At 49.1% G+C, this 17,719-nt stretch carries 17 protein-coding genes and 1 pseudogene; 10 read left to right on the plus strand and 8 right to left on the minus strand.

What is annotated here, in order from left to right; translation table 11 throughout:
• Positions 1-186 (plus strand): annotated as a pseudogene (locus IXB50_RS08300) (IS701 family transposase); the annotation flags it as partial.
• 451 nt (positions 187-637) lie between these two features.
• Here the strand turns inward: IXB50_RS08300 and rarD are convergent.
• Positions 638-1,507 (minus strand): EamA family transporter RarD, encoded by an 870-nt coding sequence (rarD, locus tag IXB50_RS08305; RefSeq protein WP_215608493.1) that lies wholly within the window; start codon positions 1,505-1,507, stop codon positions 638-640.
• A 146-nt stretch (positions 1,508-1,653) separates the two neighbouring features.
• On the opposite strand from rarD, the gene IXB50_RS08310 reads away from it, so the two are divergent.
• From IXB50_RS08310 to IXB50_RS08325, 4 genes are all read left to right on the plus strand, one after another.
• Complete coding sequence (locus IXB50_RS08310) at positions 1,654-2,073, plus strand: HHL1-like protein (protein ID WP_215608494.1); 420 nt, start codon at positions 1,654-1,656, stop codon at positions 2,071-2,073.
• A gap of 73 nt (positions 2,074-2,146) precedes the next feature.
• On the plus strand, positions 2,147-3,037 hold the full coding sequence (locus tag IXB50_RS08315) for an RluA family pseudouridine synthase (RefSeq protein WP_215608582.1): 891 nt from the start codon (positions 2,147-2,149) through the stop codon (positions 3,035-3,037).
• Positions 3,038-3,126: 89 nt separating this feature from the next.
• Positions 3,127-4,530, plus strand: coding sequence for an aspartate ammonia-lyase (locus IXB50_RS08320; protein WP_215608495.1), 1,404 nt, complete (start codon positions 3,127-3,129; stop codon positions 4,528-4,530).
• A gap of 64 nt (positions 4,531-4,594) precedes the next feature.
• On the plus strand, positions 4,595-5,422 hold the full coding sequence (locus IXB50_RS08325; RefSeq protein WP_215608496.1) for an SWIM zinc finger family protein: 828 nt from the start codon (positions 4,595-4,597) through the stop codon (positions 5,420-5,422).
• A 24-nt stretch (positions 5,423-5,446) separates the two neighbouring features.
• Here IXB50_RS08325 and IXB50_RS08330 read toward each other — a convergent pair whose 3' ends face one another.
• From IXB50_RS08330 to IXB50_RS08350, 5 genes are all read right to left on the minus strand, one after another.
• Entirely contained in the window at positions 5,447-6,544 is a 1,098-nt protein-coding gene (locus tag IXB50_RS08330; protein WP_215608497.1) for an RluA family pseudouridine synthase, read from the minus strand.
• A gap of 11 nt (positions 6,545-6,555) precedes the next feature.
• Complete coding sequence (locus IXB50_RS08335) at positions 6,556-6,975, minus strand: SRPBCC domain-containing protein (protein ID WP_215608498.1); 420 nt, start codon at positions 6,973-6,975, stop codon at positions 6,556-6,558.
• Positions 6,976-6,998: 23 nt separating this feature from the next.
• Positions 6,999-8,534, minus strand: coding sequence for an apolipoprotein N-acyltransferase (gene lnt, locus IXB50_RS08340; RefSeq protein WP_246564271.1), 1,536 nt, complete (start codon positions 8,532-8,534; stop codon positions 6,999-7,001).
• Positions 8,535-8,572: 38 nt separating this feature from the next.
• Positions 8,573-9,328 (minus strand): phosphoadenylyl-sulfate reductase, encoded by a 756-nt coding sequence (locus tag IXB50_RS08345; RefSeq protein WP_215608499.1) that lies wholly within the window; start codon positions 9,326-9,328, stop codon positions 8,573-8,575.
• 200 nt (positions 9,329-9,528) lie between these two features.
• A complete protein-coding gene (locus IXB50_RS08350) occupies positions 9,529-10,296 on the minus strand; it encodes a class I SAM-dependent methyltransferase (protein ID WP_215608500.1) in 768 nt (255 codons plus the stop codon).
• 104 nt (positions 10,297-10,400) lie between these two features.
• Here IXB50_RS08350 and IXB50_RS08355 point away from each other — a divergent pair, with 104 nt between their 5' ends.
• Entirely contained in the window at positions 10,401-11,270 is an 870-nt protein-coding gene (locus IXB50_RS08355) for a LysR substrate-binding domain-containing protein (RefSeq protein WP_215608501.1), read from the plus strand.
• 57 nt (positions 11,271-11,327) lie between these two features.
• Here the strand turns inward: IXB50_RS08355 and IXB50_RS08360 are convergent, their stop codons facing one another.
• A complete protein-coding gene (locus IXB50_RS08360; RefSeq protein ID WP_215608502.1) occupies positions 11,328-12,992 on the minus strand; it encodes a Ppx/GppA phosphatase family protein in 1,665 nt (554 codons plus the stop codon).
• 293 nt (positions 12,993-13,285) lie between these two features.
• On the opposite strand from IXB50_RS08360, the gene IXB50_RS08365 reads away from it, so the two are divergent.
• Positions 13,286-13,969, plus strand: coding sequence for a Bax inhibitor-1/YccA family protein (locus IXB50_RS08365; protein WP_215608503.1), 684 nt, complete (start codon positions 13,286-13,288; stop codon positions 13,967-13,969).
• A gap of 249 nt (positions 13,970-14,218) precedes the next feature.
• On the opposite strand, the gene IXB50_RS08370 is transcribed toward IXB50_RS08365, so the two are convergent.
• Positions 14,219-14,827 (minus strand): ParA family protein, encoded by a 609-nt coding sequence (locus tag IXB50_RS08370; RefSeq protein WP_215608504.1) that lies wholly within the window; start codon positions 14,825-14,827, stop codon positions 14,219-14,221.
• 102 nt (positions 14,828-14,929) lie between these two features.
• Here IXB50_RS08370 and tsaE point away from each other — a divergent pair, with 102 nt between their 5' ends.
• The 3 genes from tsaE to IXB50_RS08385 all read left to right on the plus strand — a co-directional run bounded on the left by tsaE (position 14,930) and on the right by IXB50_RS08385 (position 17,666).
• Positions 14,930-15,430 carry a tRNA (adenosine(37)-N6)-threonylcarbamoyltransferase complex ATPase subunit type 1 TsaE gene (tsaE, locus tag IXB50_RS08375; protein WP_215608505.1) on the plus strand — a complete coding sequence of 167 codons (501 nt, stop codon included), beginning with the start codon at positions 14,930-14,932 and terminating at the stop codon, positions 15,428-15,430.
• A complete protein-coding gene (locus IXB50_RS08380) occupies positions 15,405-15,863 on the plus strand; it encodes an EVE domain-containing protein (protein ID WP_215608506.1) in 459 nt (152 codons plus the stop codon). Before tsaE ends, IXB50_RS08380 begins: the two co-directional genes overlap by 26 nt.
• Positions 15,864-16,166: 303 nt before the next feature.
• Entirely contained in the window at positions 16,167-17,666 is a 1,500-nt protein-coding gene (locus tag IXB50_RS08385; protein WP_215608507.1) for an ammonium transporter, read from the plus strand.
• Positions 17,667-17,719: the final 53 nt, after the last annotated feature.

Here is a 17,719-nt window from a genome sequence, read left to right on the forward strand (position 1 = left end):
CAAGCCAGCTGTTGTGGTCAAAAATCTGAGCGGTTTGACTTTGCTGATGATACTGAGCAACCCATCGGTCAGCGACTTTACTCCTTGTCTCGGGAGGCCTTTGAACAGGTCGTCCAGTTGATTAGTCAACTCACGAAGCAAGGGCAATCGGTCGATCTCATTATGGAGGTGCTGATGCCAACCTAATCCTGCTATCACAAGTTATTTTTCTCTGCTCGTAACCTTCCAAGTCGTGTATTCAACCCACGTAAGCATCAATGGCAACAGCATTTTATATGGAGTGACGATAGTACTAATATATTAGGAATAACGCCGATAGGTCGAGTCACAGTAATTGCCCTAAAGTTAAACAATACTTTGGCAGTTACTGTGCGAAGAAACTGGGTGATAGCTGGTTGGCATCCTCCTGATAATAAATAGTGTTACAAACCCATAAAATCATCACGCCAAGCAATTTCAATCCTGGTTCATCTTCAAGATGAGTTTTTAGAACAAGATGGAATTTTAGCTGAGGTCAGTGTCTTTGTCTTGAAACATATTTTAGGCTGGCAAATTGCTCAGACAATGGAAAATCAGGGATTTAGCAAGAGTTCAATTTGATGTTTGTAATGCAGCTGCTGTCCATTTGCAGGAAGAATTAAGCTGTTGATCTTGCCCGTAACAAAGATGTGCTCGAATAAATCAACAATGCGGTCCAAATACAGCTAAAACTCACCAAGTGCGTCTGAGTAAAGGGCTCTTGATACAAAAACACGCCCAGCATCAACTGAATCGACGGGGCCACATACTGAAAAAAGCCTAACGTTGATAACGACAACCGCTTTGCTGCATTATTAAACCAAAGTAGGGGCATTGATGTGGCTACACCAGCACCAATAAACAACAGTGTCAGACTGGGACTACTACCGAAGCTACCTGTCCCCGTCGCACCCCAATAAAAAATCATTAGCAGTACCACCGGAGTCATCAGGCCAGTCTCCACTGCCAGCCCAACCATGGGAGCCACCGCTGTCATTTTGCGCAGGAGCCCATAAAGGGCAAATGTGCCTGCCAAACCCAATGCAATCCAAGGGACTGATCCAAACTGCCAGATAAAATAGCCCACCCCGATAGTGGCCAATACCACGGCGATCTGTTGCCCCCGATAAAGTCTCTCCTTGAGCACCACAAATCCCAGCATCACCGATACTAGTGGATTGATAAAGTACCCCAGGCTTGTTTCCACTACCCGATCCGTATTCACTCCATAGATATATAGCCCCCAGTTGACGCTCAGCAGCAACGCTGTTGCCAGTAACCACAACACCTGGCGATGCGGTAGTTTTCTCAGCTCTGGCAGTCGCCGTTGCAGGGCCAAGATCAGACTCAAAAACACCAGTGACCACAGCATGCGGTGACTCAGCACTTCGAGGGGTGAAGTGGAGCCAAAAAACTTCCAATAGATGGGGAGTAGCCCCCAGGAACCGTAGGCAAGGACGGCGTAGATCGGACCCGTTTTGGTATTCAAGCTATTCAAGAATTTATATGCCGGTAGAGCGCATTTAACCCTAGCAGTTGCCTAGCCTGGGCACCATCTATGCGGTGCATGATGATCTCCGATTTCTTAAATCGATGTAAACTTTTAATAAGTGTCAACCCCAAGAGGTATTTCCCATGGCCACCGGATTTGGTAAAGCTAAGCCTAAACCTAAGGTGTCTGAGAAAACTAAGCGGCGGCAGGAAGCCTCTCAGGAAATGGATCAGCGCCGTTCCTCTGGCGATCCTGAGTTTGAGGTGCACATTCGCATTAAGGATAAAAAGCAGTGGTACCCGGTGGGTGTGGTCGCCGTGAAGCGCTCCGCTGATATTGATCGAGCGATCTTCTCCAGCGAGGAAGACCTGCTCCAGGGCGCATTTCGGCTTTATCCCATCCTGCGAAAGAATAAGGCCAACCTGGAATATGGCTACCGGGTAAAAGCATTTAAAGATGAGCCGATTACGTTAGCTGTGCCGCCCAAGCCTGGTGTTGCTGAGGGTGTGCAGGCGATTGCTAACCAGGTGAAAAACGGTGTCGCTGGCTTATTTAAGCGCTAAACCATTGGACGAGACGAGTCAGCCAATACATCGTGTCATTCCCCGGAGGGTGGTAGGTGATGACCAGCCTCCGGTGTTTAATCGGGGTTGGATTTATGACGATGTGGTGCCTAAAGACCAATTGCCAACCACCGTTCTCGACTACTACACCCATCGCTATCGCCATTCAGACCGCGCTACCTGGCAAACTCGCATCGAATCAGGCCAAATCCTGTTAAATGACAAGTCGACTACGCCTGATCGTCTCCTAGCCCCCGGACAACGCCTCAGCTACCATCGCCCTCCATGGCAGGAGCCGCCAGTTCCCCTAGGCATCGTCACTATCCATGAAGACGATCTGCTGCTCGTCATTAATAAACCCTCAGGCTTACCGGTGCTGCCCGGTGGCAGTTTTCTGCAGCATACCCTGCTGTGGCAGCTGCGCCAGCGCTACCCGACTGCGGCCCCCATCCATCGTCTGGGCCGAGGCACCTCCGGCATCATGCTGATTGCTAAAACCAGGGCCGCCCGTGCCCAGCTTAGTCAGCAAATGCGCCAGCGTCGTCTGGGCAAAACCTACCGTACCTTCATCGGTCCTGCGGATGATCTGCCGGACCAGTTCACCATTACCCATCCCATTGGCAAAATTTCCTATCCCCAGCTGGGCTATATCTACGGGGCCAATCCAGAGGGCTTTGATGCCCACAGCGACTGTACTGTGATCCAGCGTCGCTCGGATGCCACCCTGCTAGAGGTAGCTATTCTTACCGGCAGACCCCACCAAATTCGGATTCATTTAGCAGCCATGGGCCACCCACTGCTAGGGGATCCGCTTTATCTGTCGGGCGGGCAACCCGACCCAGCAGCTACCGCCATACCCAGTGACTGCGGTTATTGGCTCCATGCCCATCGTCTGTCCTTTATGCACCCAGCAGGCGAACCGATGACAATGACCTGTGAGCCTCCATCACAATTGCAACCGTAGAGATGCACAGAGGTTCGTTCTACCGTTACTATCAACATTGGCCACTGGCTATTACTTGGCTCATTACACCGATTACCAGACCAGACCTAATGACTGAACCCACGACGCATCGCATTGAAAAAGATTCCATGGGGGAAAAGGCTATTCCCTCGGCAGCCTATTACGGCATTCAAACTCTGCGGGCGGTGGAGAATTTTCCCATTAGTGGTCTGAAGCCGTTGCCCACCTATGTGGATGCTTGTTTGCTGATTAAGAAGGCGGCGGCGATCGCAAACGGTGAACTCGCCTGCATCCCCACCGAACTCTCCCAGGCCATCGTCACGGCTGCCGACGAAATCCTCAAAGGCGATCTGCGCGATCAGTTCATTGTGGATGTCTACCAGGCGGGGGCAGGCACCTCTCACCACATGAATATCAATGAAGTCCTGGCCAATAGGGCGCTGGAACTGTTGGGAGATGAGAAGGGTAACTATAGTCGGGTGAGCCCCAACGACCATGTGAACTATGGTCAGTCCACCAATGATGTGATTCCCACGGCGATTCGTATTGGCGGGTTGCTGGCGTTGGAGCATACGTTGTATCCGGGGTTGGCAGGTGCGATCGCAACGCTCCAAGCCAAAGCCACCGAATTTCAAGATATCGTTCGCTCTGGCCGTACCCACATGCAGGACGCCGTCCCCATTCGCCTGGGCGAAAGCTTCCGCGCCTGGGAAGTCATCCTTACCGATCACCTGCGCCGTCTACGCACCGCTGCTCAGGATCTCTGCATTCTAGGTCTAGGCGGTAGTGCCACCGGTACCGGTCTCAATACTCATCCCAAATACCGCCATCGTGTCGCTGAACTCCTAGCTGGTTTCACGGGGCAACCCCTCACTAGCGCCCCCCACCTGATGGCCGCCATGCAGAGCATGGCCCCCTTTGTTTCTGTCTCCAGTGCCTTACGTAACCTGGCCCAAGATTTAGTCAAAATTTCCCACGACCTGCGCTTATTGGATTCCGGTCCCAAAACCGGCCTTAAAGAAATCCAGTTGCCCCCCGTCCAGCCAGGTTCCTCGATCATGCCAGGGAAATATAACCCCGTCATGGCCGAAATGACCTCCATGGTCTGCTTTCAAGTCATGGGGTACGATCAGGCTATTGCCTGTGCGGCCCAAGCCGGTCAGCTAGAGCTAAACGTGATGATGCCCCTGATCGCCTACGACCTGATCCACAGCATCGAGATCCTTGGCAATACTATCAGTGCCCTGGATAAACGTTGCCTCGCAGGTATTACCGCCCGTCCCGATCGCTGCCGTGACTTCGCTGAAGGCAGCCTGGCCCTAGTCACCGCCCTCAACACCCACATCGGTTACCTCAATGCCGCCGCCATTGCTAAAGAATCCTTAGAAACTGGCAAGTCCATGCGTCAGCTTGTGCTAGAAAAAAATCTAATGCCCGCAGATCAATTGAATGAAGTGCTCGATTTAGAGAAAATGAGCAAGATCCCCGAATAAATCTGCCTACAGGTCCAATTTCAACCCAACCTACCCTGACAAAACTGTCCCCTCTCCAACGCTTATGACTGCATACCAAGCCAACAATCCCTACGAACTCGAATCTGAAGCCTGGTGGGTACAACAATGGGTGGACCTCCTCAACTCCTATCGGTTTAAAAAACGACTAGAGCGAGGTCGTCGCTATGCTCGTGAAGGCCACATTCTCAAACTGGAATTTAAAGAGTCCAAGGTTTTTGCCTCCGTCCAAGGCACAGCGGCTGATCCTTATCAGCTTTCCATTTGGATTGATCGCTTTGCTGATGAAGACTGGGACTTTGTGATCGATACCCTATCTCAAAAAGCCCTTTACTCAGCGCAGCTGCTTGCCGGGGAAATGCCTGCTGACATTGAGAGTGTATTTACAGCCAATGGATTGAGCCTATTTCCGTTTACCCTGGCAGATGTACATTCCAAGTGCAACTGCCCGGATCCCAAAAATCCTTGTAAACACATTGCCGCTGTCTATTACCAGCTTGCTGATGCGTTCCGAGAGGAGCCATTTGTGCTCTTCCAGCTGCGTGGTCGTATCAAAGAGCAAATCATTGCCGCTATTCGCGAAAAGCGGAAACAACAGGTAGATGAGAATCCTGGAGATACTGTCACTGAGGAGACGGAAGAGATTGTGGTTGCGCCTGAACCTACATCTCAAACCCTCGACTTAGAAAACTTTTGGCAGTATGACGATGCCCTGGATTCTTCACTAGTGGTGATTACCCCCGCAGACCAAACTGTGTTGGATCTCTTAGGGCCAATGCCTTTACCTGCAGCCGATGCCCAGGTTCTCAATGGACACTTTACCAGCCTCTATCAAACGGTTGCTCAACAGGCCATGATGTCAGCATTGAGTTGAGGCCAAGCCTTCGATAACATTCTATTAAAACTGTGGTTCGCTGGTGAAATGCATCTGTTTCTGAGTGACCGGATGCATAAACTGTAGGGATGTTGCATGAAGTTGCAACCGTTCAGTCTGATTTGCCTGTCCATAGAGCGAGTCTCCCAGGATGGGTGAATTTAAGCCCTGTGGATATGCCGCGTGTACCCTTAACTGATGTGTGCGCCCTGTATGGGGCATGAACTCAACCCGAGGGTGTTTGCCTGGTTGCAACACCTGAAAATGGGTCACGCTGGATTTACCGTATACCCTATTCACAGATTGTTTGGGGCGTTCGTCAGGATTACCCCAGAGCGGTAAGTCGATGGTGCCGGATTCCATCGCGATTGGACGGCTGAGAATGGCTGTATAAGTTTTCCGGACCTCACGCTGGGAAAATTGCTGTCCCAAAGTTCTATGAGCACCGGCACATAGGGCTAAAACTAAAATGCCAGATGTTGCTTGATCTAAACGGTGCACTACTTGTAAAAATGCATCGTTCGGCCTTTGACAGCGGAGACGGCTGAGCACACTATCCTGTTGATGATATCGACGGCCTGGGACTGATAGCAGCCCTGCCGGTTTATCGACAACAAGCAATACCTCGTCTTGATAAAGGATAGGGAGTGATGTTGTGTCAGAGCCAGTCTGCCTAGCAGCATAGGCTGTTTGCATTTGCATCTGCCATTGCTGAGAAAGTGTGTGGTACTGTTGCTTGAGTTTCTGTATTCGTTGGTCCGTCTGGGCGATGCTTTCAGCGAAAGGGGCGAGTTCTTGAGCGCGTTTCTGTTTTAGGTGACGATGCTCGATGCTATCTTGTTGGCTTTCTCTTTTGAGGCTTTCGAGCGCTGTTGTTAGAGCCTCGCCTTGTAATGTGTTGTGGTAGTGGTTACGTCTGCGATCGCGACCTTGCTTCCTCTGACGATGACAAACTGACATCTGCTCTAATTCAAAGGCATAACGTTGTGCCCTCTGCTGATAGACACCCCGTACAGGCAGTTCCTTGAGCGCGATCAACTCATCCTTAAGCTGAGCTAGCCTTGTCAAGGTGAGACTTTCGATCAACTCTATTTCAGGGATATGAGATAACGACCATGCCATCCTTTCGCCCACTAGCCTTCACACTTGTGCTTGAGCCCAGCAGCATAGGCTTCAAAGGATGGCGTCAGATCAGGAATCATTCGGCCTAGCAAAGGTTCCAGGAGCCCTGTAAATACTTCACACATATGGAACTCAGTGGTGCCATCTGACTGTGGTGTTAGGGTAAAGGTGCGATTCCCTCGAAATAAATCAAATGGTAAGCCACCACTGAGCGTAAAGGTTTTAGGGGCAACAAACTGATTGACATGGAGAATCATGGGTTGCCGAGGTTTAGACGCGGTAAAAAGCCTCAAAACTCCACCATCCGAAATCTGACCTTCCAGCTTATGGATCCCTTCTGCCCATTCTGCATAGCTAGCTGCATCCGTTAGGACCGCCCAGATAGCGTCTGGAGGACGGTTAATGATTGTGGTCACAGCAAAAGATTTCATGGCAACGGATAGTAGCGCTTAGTTTATTTTACTAGTTGATAGCGCCATACCCACCCAGCACTGATCAACAACAACAATGGCACCAACCAATTTCCCCATCTCACATAGAGTGTCTTTGTATCCCGCCGATAAATCGTTTCCAAGTGAGTATCGTAGGTTTTGGGTGCCGATATCCAGTGCGCTTGCCCATGGGGGCTGACAACCGCTGATAAGCCTGTATTGGTACTGCGCGCTGCCCATCGATCGGTCGAGATCGCCTGAATCACATCATGGCCATGGTGCTGTGCCATCATTCGACGTGGATAGGGATCATTATTAGATGCGGTGAGCATAAACTCTCCGCCCTGTGCCACTTGCTGTCGGAAAATCCAACCATAGGCAGAATCGTAACAGATGCCTACAGCGGCACGACCGAAGGGGGTGTCAAACTGTTGATGAGACTTGCCAGGGACCATGGTTGTTGCAATCGGTGAGAGTCGATCAATGACGTCACCAAAAACAGACTGCAGCGGAATATATTCTCCCAATGGAACTAGTTTTGTTTTGTTGTATTGACTATTAGCTGTTGCATTGGGTGTCAGAGATACTAAGCTTTGATGGATATGATATTTCTTTCCAGGGGCTATCGTGAATGTCCCTAACCATAGGGGCACTCCGGTTTCATTGACGGCTTTTTGAAAGGTTTGGTATTTGCTGACCTGAGGAATAGCACCTTCGGGGGTGAGTACGGCATCAGCTCCCTGGATAGCCAGTTGACGATAGCTTTTAAGGTACACCTCATAAGCCCGAAAAATACCCTCTCCAGTGAGCTTTTCTCGACTGGGAATATTGCCTTGGACAATGCCAATGTTGAAAGACTTGGTTGATGAGTCTTGTAGCGGTTGTTGGTAAAGCCCCCAGCCGACTAGATGTGCGATCGCAAACACCCCCACAGCAGCCACTAACCAACGGCGAGAATGGCGCGCGCATGCCAACAGCCCATTCACCGCCACAATTGCTGCCGTAATTGTCAGGGGCCCTGATAGCCGAGCCAAATGGACAATCACCAAGTTGCCAGGACTTTGGGTAATTGCTAAAGATGTTCCGTAGAGTGGTCCCAGGCTCCACAGGGCTTCTATCCCACACCAGAGAGCTGTGCCAACAAAGATGCGACCGATATTTCCTAAAGAGGCTACTCGCTGTAGGGCGGCCATGGCCATGGCCCAGGTGACGGCGATACCTGCACTCCAGAGGGTGATGAATAGGTAGCCAAAGGTTGCGATCGCAATGCTCCCCAACCAGGGTATCCCTAACCACATTAGCGGATGCAAATGCAGTACCCACATTAAAGTCGTGCCATGGTAACCCATACCCCACACCAGAGCACTCAACGCACTTTGCCGCAGACCAGCTTCCCGATTAATGATCCACCAAAGGGGCACTAGCGATATCCAAGCCAATGGCCAAACGGGCCAAAGCCCCATCAAAATGCCAGCTATGAGTAGGCCCAGATACCTGAGCTGCTGATCAGTTCTAAATCTTGAGGATGAAGGCTTAGTCAAGTGAGATACCGTCATCATGTATAGACGCTGCCTGCAACGTCTCTCCGATCCCTTGACTACAACGCACTCGAATTCAAACTTTCCGCTTCCCCTTGCGTCTGCGGCAAATGTAGCCCACACTCTTGCTTTAACCCCTTAAACCGAGTGTCACGCTCGTCGCCGTCAGTAGATGTCATCGGGCGGCTAGAATGCCAGTCACCTACAGTCACATATCCTTCATCGAACAAGGGATGATACGGCAAATTATGGGTAGTCAAATACTGATATACATCTCGTGAATGCCAGGACAAAATCGGATGCAGTTTATAAATGTCATTTTGCTGAGCAATCCGACCCAGGCTTTGACGATGGGACGTTTGATTAGCCCGTAGACCCGCCAACCAAGCTTCTGCTCCCAGTTCTTTCAGCGCTCGTTGCATGGGTTCCACTTTGCGGATGTAGTCGTAGCGGTTGAGTGCCTCTACATTATCCTGATCCCACAGACGTCCATGGAGGGCCTCCATGCGGGCTGGACTTATGGGGGACTGATAGACCTTGAGGTTGAGGCCTAGTTGCTGAGTCAACTCATCCGCAAACCGATAGGTCTCGGCAGGCAAATAACCCGTATCAACCCAGATAACTGGAATATTTGGCGTTACCTGGGTAACCAGGTGCAGCATAACGGCTGATTGAATCCCAAAACTGGTACTCATGACCAGTCTGTCACCAAAGGTTTCAGCACCCCAAGTAACGAGTTCGGGGGCATCCATATTGCTTAGGGTCTTGTTGAGTGCTTCAAGATCTAAATCGCTTTCTAGCACTGCGTTTGCCATAATTTCAGCCGCTCCGTGATGCCGATGTGAGGTCCATGGATTCCCATGGTAAACAACGTCCCTGATATATAACGTTGTCGCGATGTCATAAAGATGATGCCACAGATTCCAATGGGATCTGCTACATCATTGCATCATAACGGAAAGGCTTTCTCAAAATTGTTTGTATGGACTGAGTTTGGATTGCTAATAGATAGCTATCAAGATTTTTTGACGGCGATCAGGCGTAGGCGACGATAATCAGCATGCCATTGGTTGCCGTCATAGAGTTGTGGGCGCAAAAGGTCTTCAACACCATGGAGTATGGCGTTAGTATCATCGGTACTGAGGCCTGTGAATAAGCTGCTACCAAACATTTTGAGCCAGTTACTTAGCCCTTGCTCACCATCATTGAGAGGCGTTGGGCGCTCGATCAGTGCGGCAAACGTAACCTCTAGGCCATGACTTTCTAGTAAGTGGGTGTATTCGCTAATGCTAGGAAAGTACCATGGACTCAGATTTGTCCGCTGTCTGATAGTTTCAACTGCTTGCACAATCTTTTGTACGTTGCCTTTGCCTCCAAACTCGGCCACAAATTTACCGCCGGGTTTAAGGGCGTTGGCTATTGCCTGGACAGCTTGCTCTGGCGGTTTGACCCAATGTAATACGGCATTGGAAAAGATGCTGTCAACGGACTGCGTTACCTGAAAATTCCGGGCATCGGCTACGGCAAACGATAGGTGTGGATATTTCTCCTGGGCTGTAGCGACCATGGCCACATCTGCATCAAGGCCATGCACGGCGGCCCCCGTTTCTGCGAGTGCTTGGGTAAGCTGTCCGGTGCCACAGCCGAGGTCAAGAATCTGTTCCCCTGGCTGTGGGTTGAGCAAGTCCATCAAGGCAGTGCCATAGTGCCAGACAAAGCTGTGTTGATTTTGGTACCGGTCAGTATCCCAAGGTTGCTGGATCTGTCTATTCTCAATGGTCATGGTGGTTAAGCTGGGAGCGTATCTCCAGGCTATGGGCAGATAATTAAGATGTCCAATATATTTTTTAGTAGCTATTAATATTTAAAAAGTATCAATGAGTGAAGATGGAACTGCGACATCTCCGATATTTTTTAGCCGTGGCCGAGGAGTTGCACTTTGGCCGAGCGGCAATTCGCCTGCAGATGGCGCAGCCGCCCCTGAGTCAGCAGATTAAGCAACTGGAGACGGAGCTGGGGGTGCAGCTATTTGCTCGAACACGACGCAAGGTATCCCTGACCAGGGCAGGTGAAGTGCTACAGCAGGAGGTACAACAGATTTTTCAGCAGGTAGAGCAGGCGGTGAGTCGTACCCAACAGGCAAGCCGAGGAGAGGTGGGGAGACTTGCGATCGCATTTGTCAGCTCGGCCATGTATAGTCTCCTGCCCGACTATCTGAAACGATTTCGAGAACAATATCCTCAGGTGGATATTATTCTCCATGAGCTTTCAACCCAAGAACAGATTCAGGGCCTTTTAGGTAATCATCTGGATATCGGTTTTATGCGACCACCGATTGACCAGGAGATGCTAAAGGCACAGCCAGTATTGCAAGAGCCTTTAGTGGTGGCACTGCCCGTAAATCATCATCTTGTCACCCAAAAAAATGTTGCTATCCAAACGTTACAAGGAGAATTATTTGTGTTGTTCCCGAGGTCTATGGCTACTCGCCTTTATGATCAAATTATTAGCCTATGCCACCAGGGGGATTTTAGCCCCACGGTGGTTCAACACGCTACCCAAATGCAAACGATTTTGAGTCTGGTAGCCGCTGAAATCGGTGTGGCAATTGTCCCTGAATCTTTGCAAAACCTTCAGCGTCGAGGAGTTTGTTTTCGACCTTTTACAGAGCCTACGCCTCAGGCAGAAGTGTGTGTTGTCTGGAAACATAACCAAGTGACACCAACTATGGAGACTTTTTTTCAGGAAATTCTGTAGATTAGGCAACAAGACTCCCTAACTCCTGCGTGGTCTTAACAATGCGTAGGACAGCGTCTAAGTGGCTTGCTCTATAGTTAATTTGAGGTCAAACTCTTGCTCAAAACAGGCTTTTTTATCGTTGGCACTCCAAATTTCTAGTTCACAGTTGTCTAAGGTATGGGCCGGGGTAAAGCCCAATGTCATAGCACCGGCTTGGGCATCATAGATGGCTTGGAAACTTGCGATCGCACCCAGCCGTCGTCGATCCAGACCTACAGCCACCCGCAACATAGCACTCAGTTGGTTCACAATTTTGCGATGGGCCTTAGTTAATGCCTTATACGGATCATGCTTTAGCTTAGGCGAGCTCTTGCGGTGATAACGGGCAATATTAGCAATTAGCTCAATCTCAGCACTCGTAAAGCCCAGCAGCTCCCCATTGCGAATCAGGTAGTAAGAATGTTTGTGATGGGATGCATGACTGACAAAATGGCCGCAATTGTGAAGCATGGCGGCTGCCCATAAGAGCTCGCGCTCCACTGCTCCCCAATTATGTAAGGCTCCACGAGTTTGATCAAACAAGGCTAGAGCAAACTTTGCAACCAGTTGACTATGGGGAGTATTAACCCGATATTTTTGGGTCGCTTTCATCACACTCCGTTCTCTCACTGACTGCTGATACTGCATGCGGTCTTCGATCAGACCATGGGTCAGCATCCAATCCACCACCAGCCCTTCTCGCAGAGCATGTTCGCAGATCGTAATTTTGTCTACCCCTAGCATCCGCATGGCTTCTTGCAAAATCACCGCTCCAGGCACAATGATTTCTGCCCGCCGAGATGAAATTTCCGGTAGCTTTAAGCGCTCACTAAAGCTCATGCGGCGTAGCTTTTGAATGCTCTTTTCTAGCTCAGGCATGGTCATGGTGTACCCATTCATGCGGCCAGGGACAGTGCCTGATTGTTCAAAGGCCGTCAAAGTTGCTAGGGATTCCACCGTGCCAGATGTGCCTACTAAGGAGAGGGATTCACCTTCTATTAGTTTTGTCTTTAGCTCGTCAATGTTGGGTTCTAACCGCCCCTTGACATAGGCCTGGAGCTGTAAAAATTCTTTTGTACTGATGGGATTGGTGGTAATCATTTGGGCATTGAGCCTGACCGCACCGACCTTAGTGCTGCTGAGGAAACGATGACGCTCACCAGTCCCCAAAATAATCTCAGTGGATCCGCCCCCAATATCAATAATGGCATGGGGTTTGCCATGGAGTTCCATGCCGGAAAGGACGCCCAAATAAATCCGTCGAGCTTCTTCCAATCCAGAAATCAAATTGATCTCTAGACCGACTTCTTGTTTGACTCGATCAATAAATACTTGACCATTGCTAGCTTCACGGGTGGCGCTGGTAGCTACCGTGACAATATCATCAGCGCGGTGGCTGTCGGCGATTTGCTTGCACCGTTTTAAGGCGGCAATGCCCCGTTCCATGGCTTCGTCTGATAGGCAGTTTGTCCCTGGACGAAAGTTACCGAGCCGCACGGTATCTTTTTCACGGCCGATAATTGTGAATGCAGGCAACCGTGGCTGGATTTTGACCACCACCATGTGCACTGAGTTAGTACCGACATCGATTGCGGCTAAGATGCGATCTCCCTGAAGCGATTGTCGTAGCTCAATCGAGGTTTCTGAAAGGCTCGGAGAGTAGAGTGTCTGGCCTAGAGGTGCAGTGGCTGAATCAACCATTGTGAATATTGAACAATGTGTTATTCATTTTACATTCCGGTACTTTTACTGAAATCAGCAAGGAAAGACCTTATTGTCAGCTTTATATCTTAAAGGCTTAGCCTTGTATCCCATATTACATTTCTGGATGTTCTTCAGGGGAATTCCTTCGTTATATGGATTGTGGGTAAGTTAGCCAAAGCAGCAGATTGGCTAACTATGTTAGCCTCTGATTGAGGTATCGCTGATTGACAGTCTGCAGGCTCCATGCTGTTAGACTGGTTGACCCTTTTGCCTACAGGAGGCATTTGTTTATGGTTATGGTGGCTCAGGCTCGTCCTAGTGAGCGAGCAGAATTTATTAAGCGTACCTACACCCATCTTGCTGGGGCCGTAGGCGCGTTTGTCATTGTTGAGTTTTTGTTTTTCCAGCTAGGTATTGCAGAATTACTAGCCAGCTTCTTTCTGGGAAATCGGTTCGGATGGATGGCTCTGTTGGGTGGTTTTGCGTTGCTAGGCTATTTGGCTAGTAATATGGCCGCTAAAGCCGATGATGTGAATACGCAGTACATGGGGCTAGGGTTATACGTCATCGGTGAGGCGATTATCTTTGCGCCCTTGCTAGTTGTCGCAGTGTTATCTTCTGACCCATCGGTACTGCCCACTGCCGCTGTGATTACCCTATTTTTATTTGGTGGCCTGACAGCGGTGGCCTTCACCTCGGGTAAAGATTTTTCGTTTTTAGGTGGCATTCTGAAAATCGCTGGCATGGTTGCCTTAGGGTTGATTGTTTGCAGTCTATTGTTTGGCTTTTCCTTAGGATTGATCTTCTCTTTCTTTATGGTGGCTTTTGCCGGAGCCGCTATCTTGTACAAGACATCTAAAGTGATGCATCACTACTCCACCACGCAGCACGTGGCAGCTTCGTTAGAACTATTTGCTGCGGTGATGCTCCTGTTCTGGTATGTGCTACGTATTTTGATGTCCTCTCGACGTTAGGGCCAAACAGTATTCGCATCTAAACTGTATAAATCTCAAAAAGCTCTGGTCAAATGTGGCCAGGGCTTTTTTCATGTTGATGGTTCACACGTATTATTTGGTTGGTAACACGATGACGGATGGGACCAGGTCGATTTTTCACGGCTCCCTTAGGAATGAGGATTCAATTAGGTTCTATCTTTTGATGTACAGGCGTTCCATGGCAACCTCTTCAGGCATAATTTTTGGATCTTATAAAATCCTTATTCCTTAGCACCCTTTTTCTAAATTCAGAATCTCATTCCCAACCGCTTCATAATCCTGCCACCCCCGTTCGGACCTTTGGTCCTTGACGGCATAAACCGGCACCCCCTGCATGGCAGCTTTTTGAAATGCGGCTAACCGACCAATGCCAACATCAAAGATAGGGATGTCGGCTTCTTTGAGTAGTTTTTTGACCTCGTCCCCGGCACGACTAGGTTTGGGGGGGATAGAGGTAATCAAGATTCGATACTGACTCGTCTGGATCGATTTGAGGTATTCAATGGTCAACACCAGGACATCAAGGGACAGAATGTCCGGCATGGTGGGCAGTACCAGTAAATCGCAGGAGTTGGCTAAGGCTGCTAAATCTTCGGTAGTTGGTCGGGCCTGGGTGTCAATGATGATGTGCTCATAGGCATCACTTTGGGTTTCTGCCTGCCACTGGTCGACTACTTCAAAGGGTAATTCTCCACGGCTGGCCCAACCTAAGGCAGATCGATTGGGATCGGCATCGATTAGCAGTGTTTTTCCCTTACCTTGGAAAAACGCTGCTAAGTGAATGGCTGTAGTCGTTTTGCCAACGCCACCTTTAAAGCTGGCTACCGTGATTATCATGGGCGTTGCTGATCCTCATTAGATTAAAGATACAGTTGGAGGGTTGCCTATCCAAGGTTGGTTTTCATAACCGTTTAGTTCTGTTCTAAGTTAGTGATGTCGATGGCTATTTCAATTCAACTGCCGGATCTTAGGGCGACTCATCATTTCGGGTGGCTGATGGGGCAGCGGTTGTCAGCAGGGTCAGTGCTATTGCTGTCGGGACCTTTGGGGAGTGGTAAAACCGCCTTTACCCAGGGTCTGGGAGCAGGATTAGGCATTGACCAGACCATTGACAGTCCCACTTTTACCTTGATTAACGAGTATGTGACCGGGCGCGTGCCTCTCTATCATGTGGATTTGTATCGTTTGGAAGGGGCAGCTGCAGATAGTCTGTATTTGGAAACCTATTGGGATGGGGATGAAGTAGAGTCTGGGATACTGGTGATTGAGTGGGCTGAACGACTAAATTACTTGCCGGAGAAGCCGATTCGTCTTAATTTGGCTTACGCAGGTGTTGGACGTTGGGCTGAGCTTAGTTGGCCTGTGGGCTGGCACGGTGAGGTGTGGAGCAATCTACAAGAGGTATTGAAAAGCGATGAAATACTGGTTGATGAAGTCTGAGCCCGATGTCTATAGCATTGATGATTTGGAGCGCGATCTCGACGAAATTTGGGACGGTGTACGTAACTATCAGGCTCGTAATTTTCTAAAGTCTATGACTGTTGGTGATACTGCCTTCTTTTATCATTCCAATACCAAGCCCCCTGGCATTGCTGGGCTAATGAAAATTAGCGAAGAAATGGTAGTTGATCCCACGCAATTTGACCAAGCCAGTAAATATTATGATGCCAAGTCCACACCGGCGGATCCTCGTTGGCATACGGTGACGGTTACTTATATTGAGACGTTTGAACACTACATTAGTCTCAATGAGCTAAAAGATAACTTTGACCCTGACGAATTACAGGTAGTTAAACGGGGCAATCGGCTGTCAGTGATGCCGATAACGGAGGCTGTGGCCAAACGTATTTTGACCTTAGCGAAGTCTGAATAGACCCTATGCATCTTTAGCACGCTTATTTGATCGTAGAGAAAACTACTGTTTATAAGTTGAACGCGGTTTCTCTCTTGCGTGAATACCGTCATTCTGTTCTAAAGTACGTTTGATATTAAGCTAACATGCTGAATAATTCTGATTTTTGTTGAGCATTGCCAATCATAATGAGAGAACAGGATCTCTCTGGGAAACATAGGTCTATTGCACAGTCGCACGTAGCAATCGTTAGATAGGAACGTCCATTATTACGACGATGTCTCTCGGTGTCTGTCCGCCGTGCGATCCTAGAGTGATTTTTTCATGATGAGACAGTTTCACCAGAGTCGAGTAGGATGGCGACCCATTCTGTTCTTGACCGTTGCAATTTGGTTGGTTTGGAATGGTGCTGTTCTAGCTGCAGATAGTGCTCTTGAGCCATTGCCTGATTCTCTTCAGGTAACCGTAGATACAATGTGGGTGCTACTTTGTGCCGCGTTAGTATTCTTTATGAATGCTGGTTTTGCCATGTTAGAGACCGGTTTTTGTCAAAGTAAAAATGCAGTGAATGTGCTGACCAAAAACTTGATTGTATTTGGTGTTGTTTCTCTGTGTTTTTGGGCTGTTGGTTTTGCCATTATGTTTGGTGATGGCAATTCGGTGGTAGGTTACTCAGGTTTCTTTTTACGCGGTCTAGATCTGAGTCCATTGACAGGAGATCGTTATAGCGGCGTTTTTAGTTCCCTGGCTTGGGCCGGGATTCCACTGGATGCTAAGTTCTTCTTTCAGCTGGTTTTTGCGGGAGCGGCTGCAACGATTGTATCGGGTGCTGTAGCAGAACGTATTTCGTTCTTTGCCTTTTTTACCTTTAGTGCCATTCTCTCCCTGGTTATTTATCCGGTTGTGGGCCACTGGGTTTGGGGGGGCGGGTTTTTGCAATCGATGGGATTTTGGGATTTTGCTGGCTCAACCGTAGTCCACAGTGTCGGTGGTTGGTCCGCCTTGACCGGTGCTTGGATGTTAGGACCTCGATCTGGACGTTATGGACAAGGGGCTCAGGGGACGATTCCAGGCCATAATCTTGCGATCGCAACCCTAGGCGGTTTAATCCTATGGTTTGGTTGGTTTGGTTTTAATGCTGGTTCTAGTATGGCCGCAGACCCGGCTGCTGCAAGCCGCATTATCTTAACGACTAATCTGGCTGCCTCTACAGGCGCAGTGGCAGCTGCCATTGTGTCTTGGTTAGTAACCAGTAAACCCGATCTCGGTATGATCATTAACGGAGCTTTAGCGGGGCTGGTTTCGATTACAGCAGGCTGTGCCTATGTAGCCCCTACGAGTGCCATTATCATTGGCTTTATTGGCGGGATGTTTGCTGTTTTTGCCGCTAATTTATTTAACCAGTGGCATATTGACGATCCTGTTGGAGCCCTTCCGGTCCATCTAGTCGGTGGTATTTGGGGGACATTGGCAGTTGGGTTGTTTAGTACTGGACCAGGTATTAACCCTTGGCATACTGAGTTATCTGGACCTGCTTTAGGTACGTTGACTGGCGGTAATATTCAGCCTATTTTGATCCAATTGATGGGTGTTGCTATTGTGGCTGTTTTTGTTGGACTAAGTTCCCTCTTGACTTGGTTTGTTTTGCAGCTGATGTTCGGCCTACGTGTATCTCACCATGCTGAATCTGTAGGCTTAGACCTGAGTGAACATGGTCTTGAAGCTTATCCAGATTTCTCTCAACGTTCTTTGGTGTCTAATTCATTCTTACCGTCTATTACTAGTAACCCAGTGCAGCCAACAGCTCTAACTTCAGAGAAATAGTAGGGAATATGAATGTGTCATGGATCATTCCAAAGGTATCTCTTGCATGCGCC

Origin of the sequence: Leptothoe spongobia TAU-MAC 1115 (assembly GCF_018739885.1) — a bacterium.
GTDB classification, from domain to species: Bacteria; Cyanobacteriota; Cyanobacteriia; order Phormidesmidales; family Phormidesmidaceae; genus Leptothoe; species Leptothoe spongobia.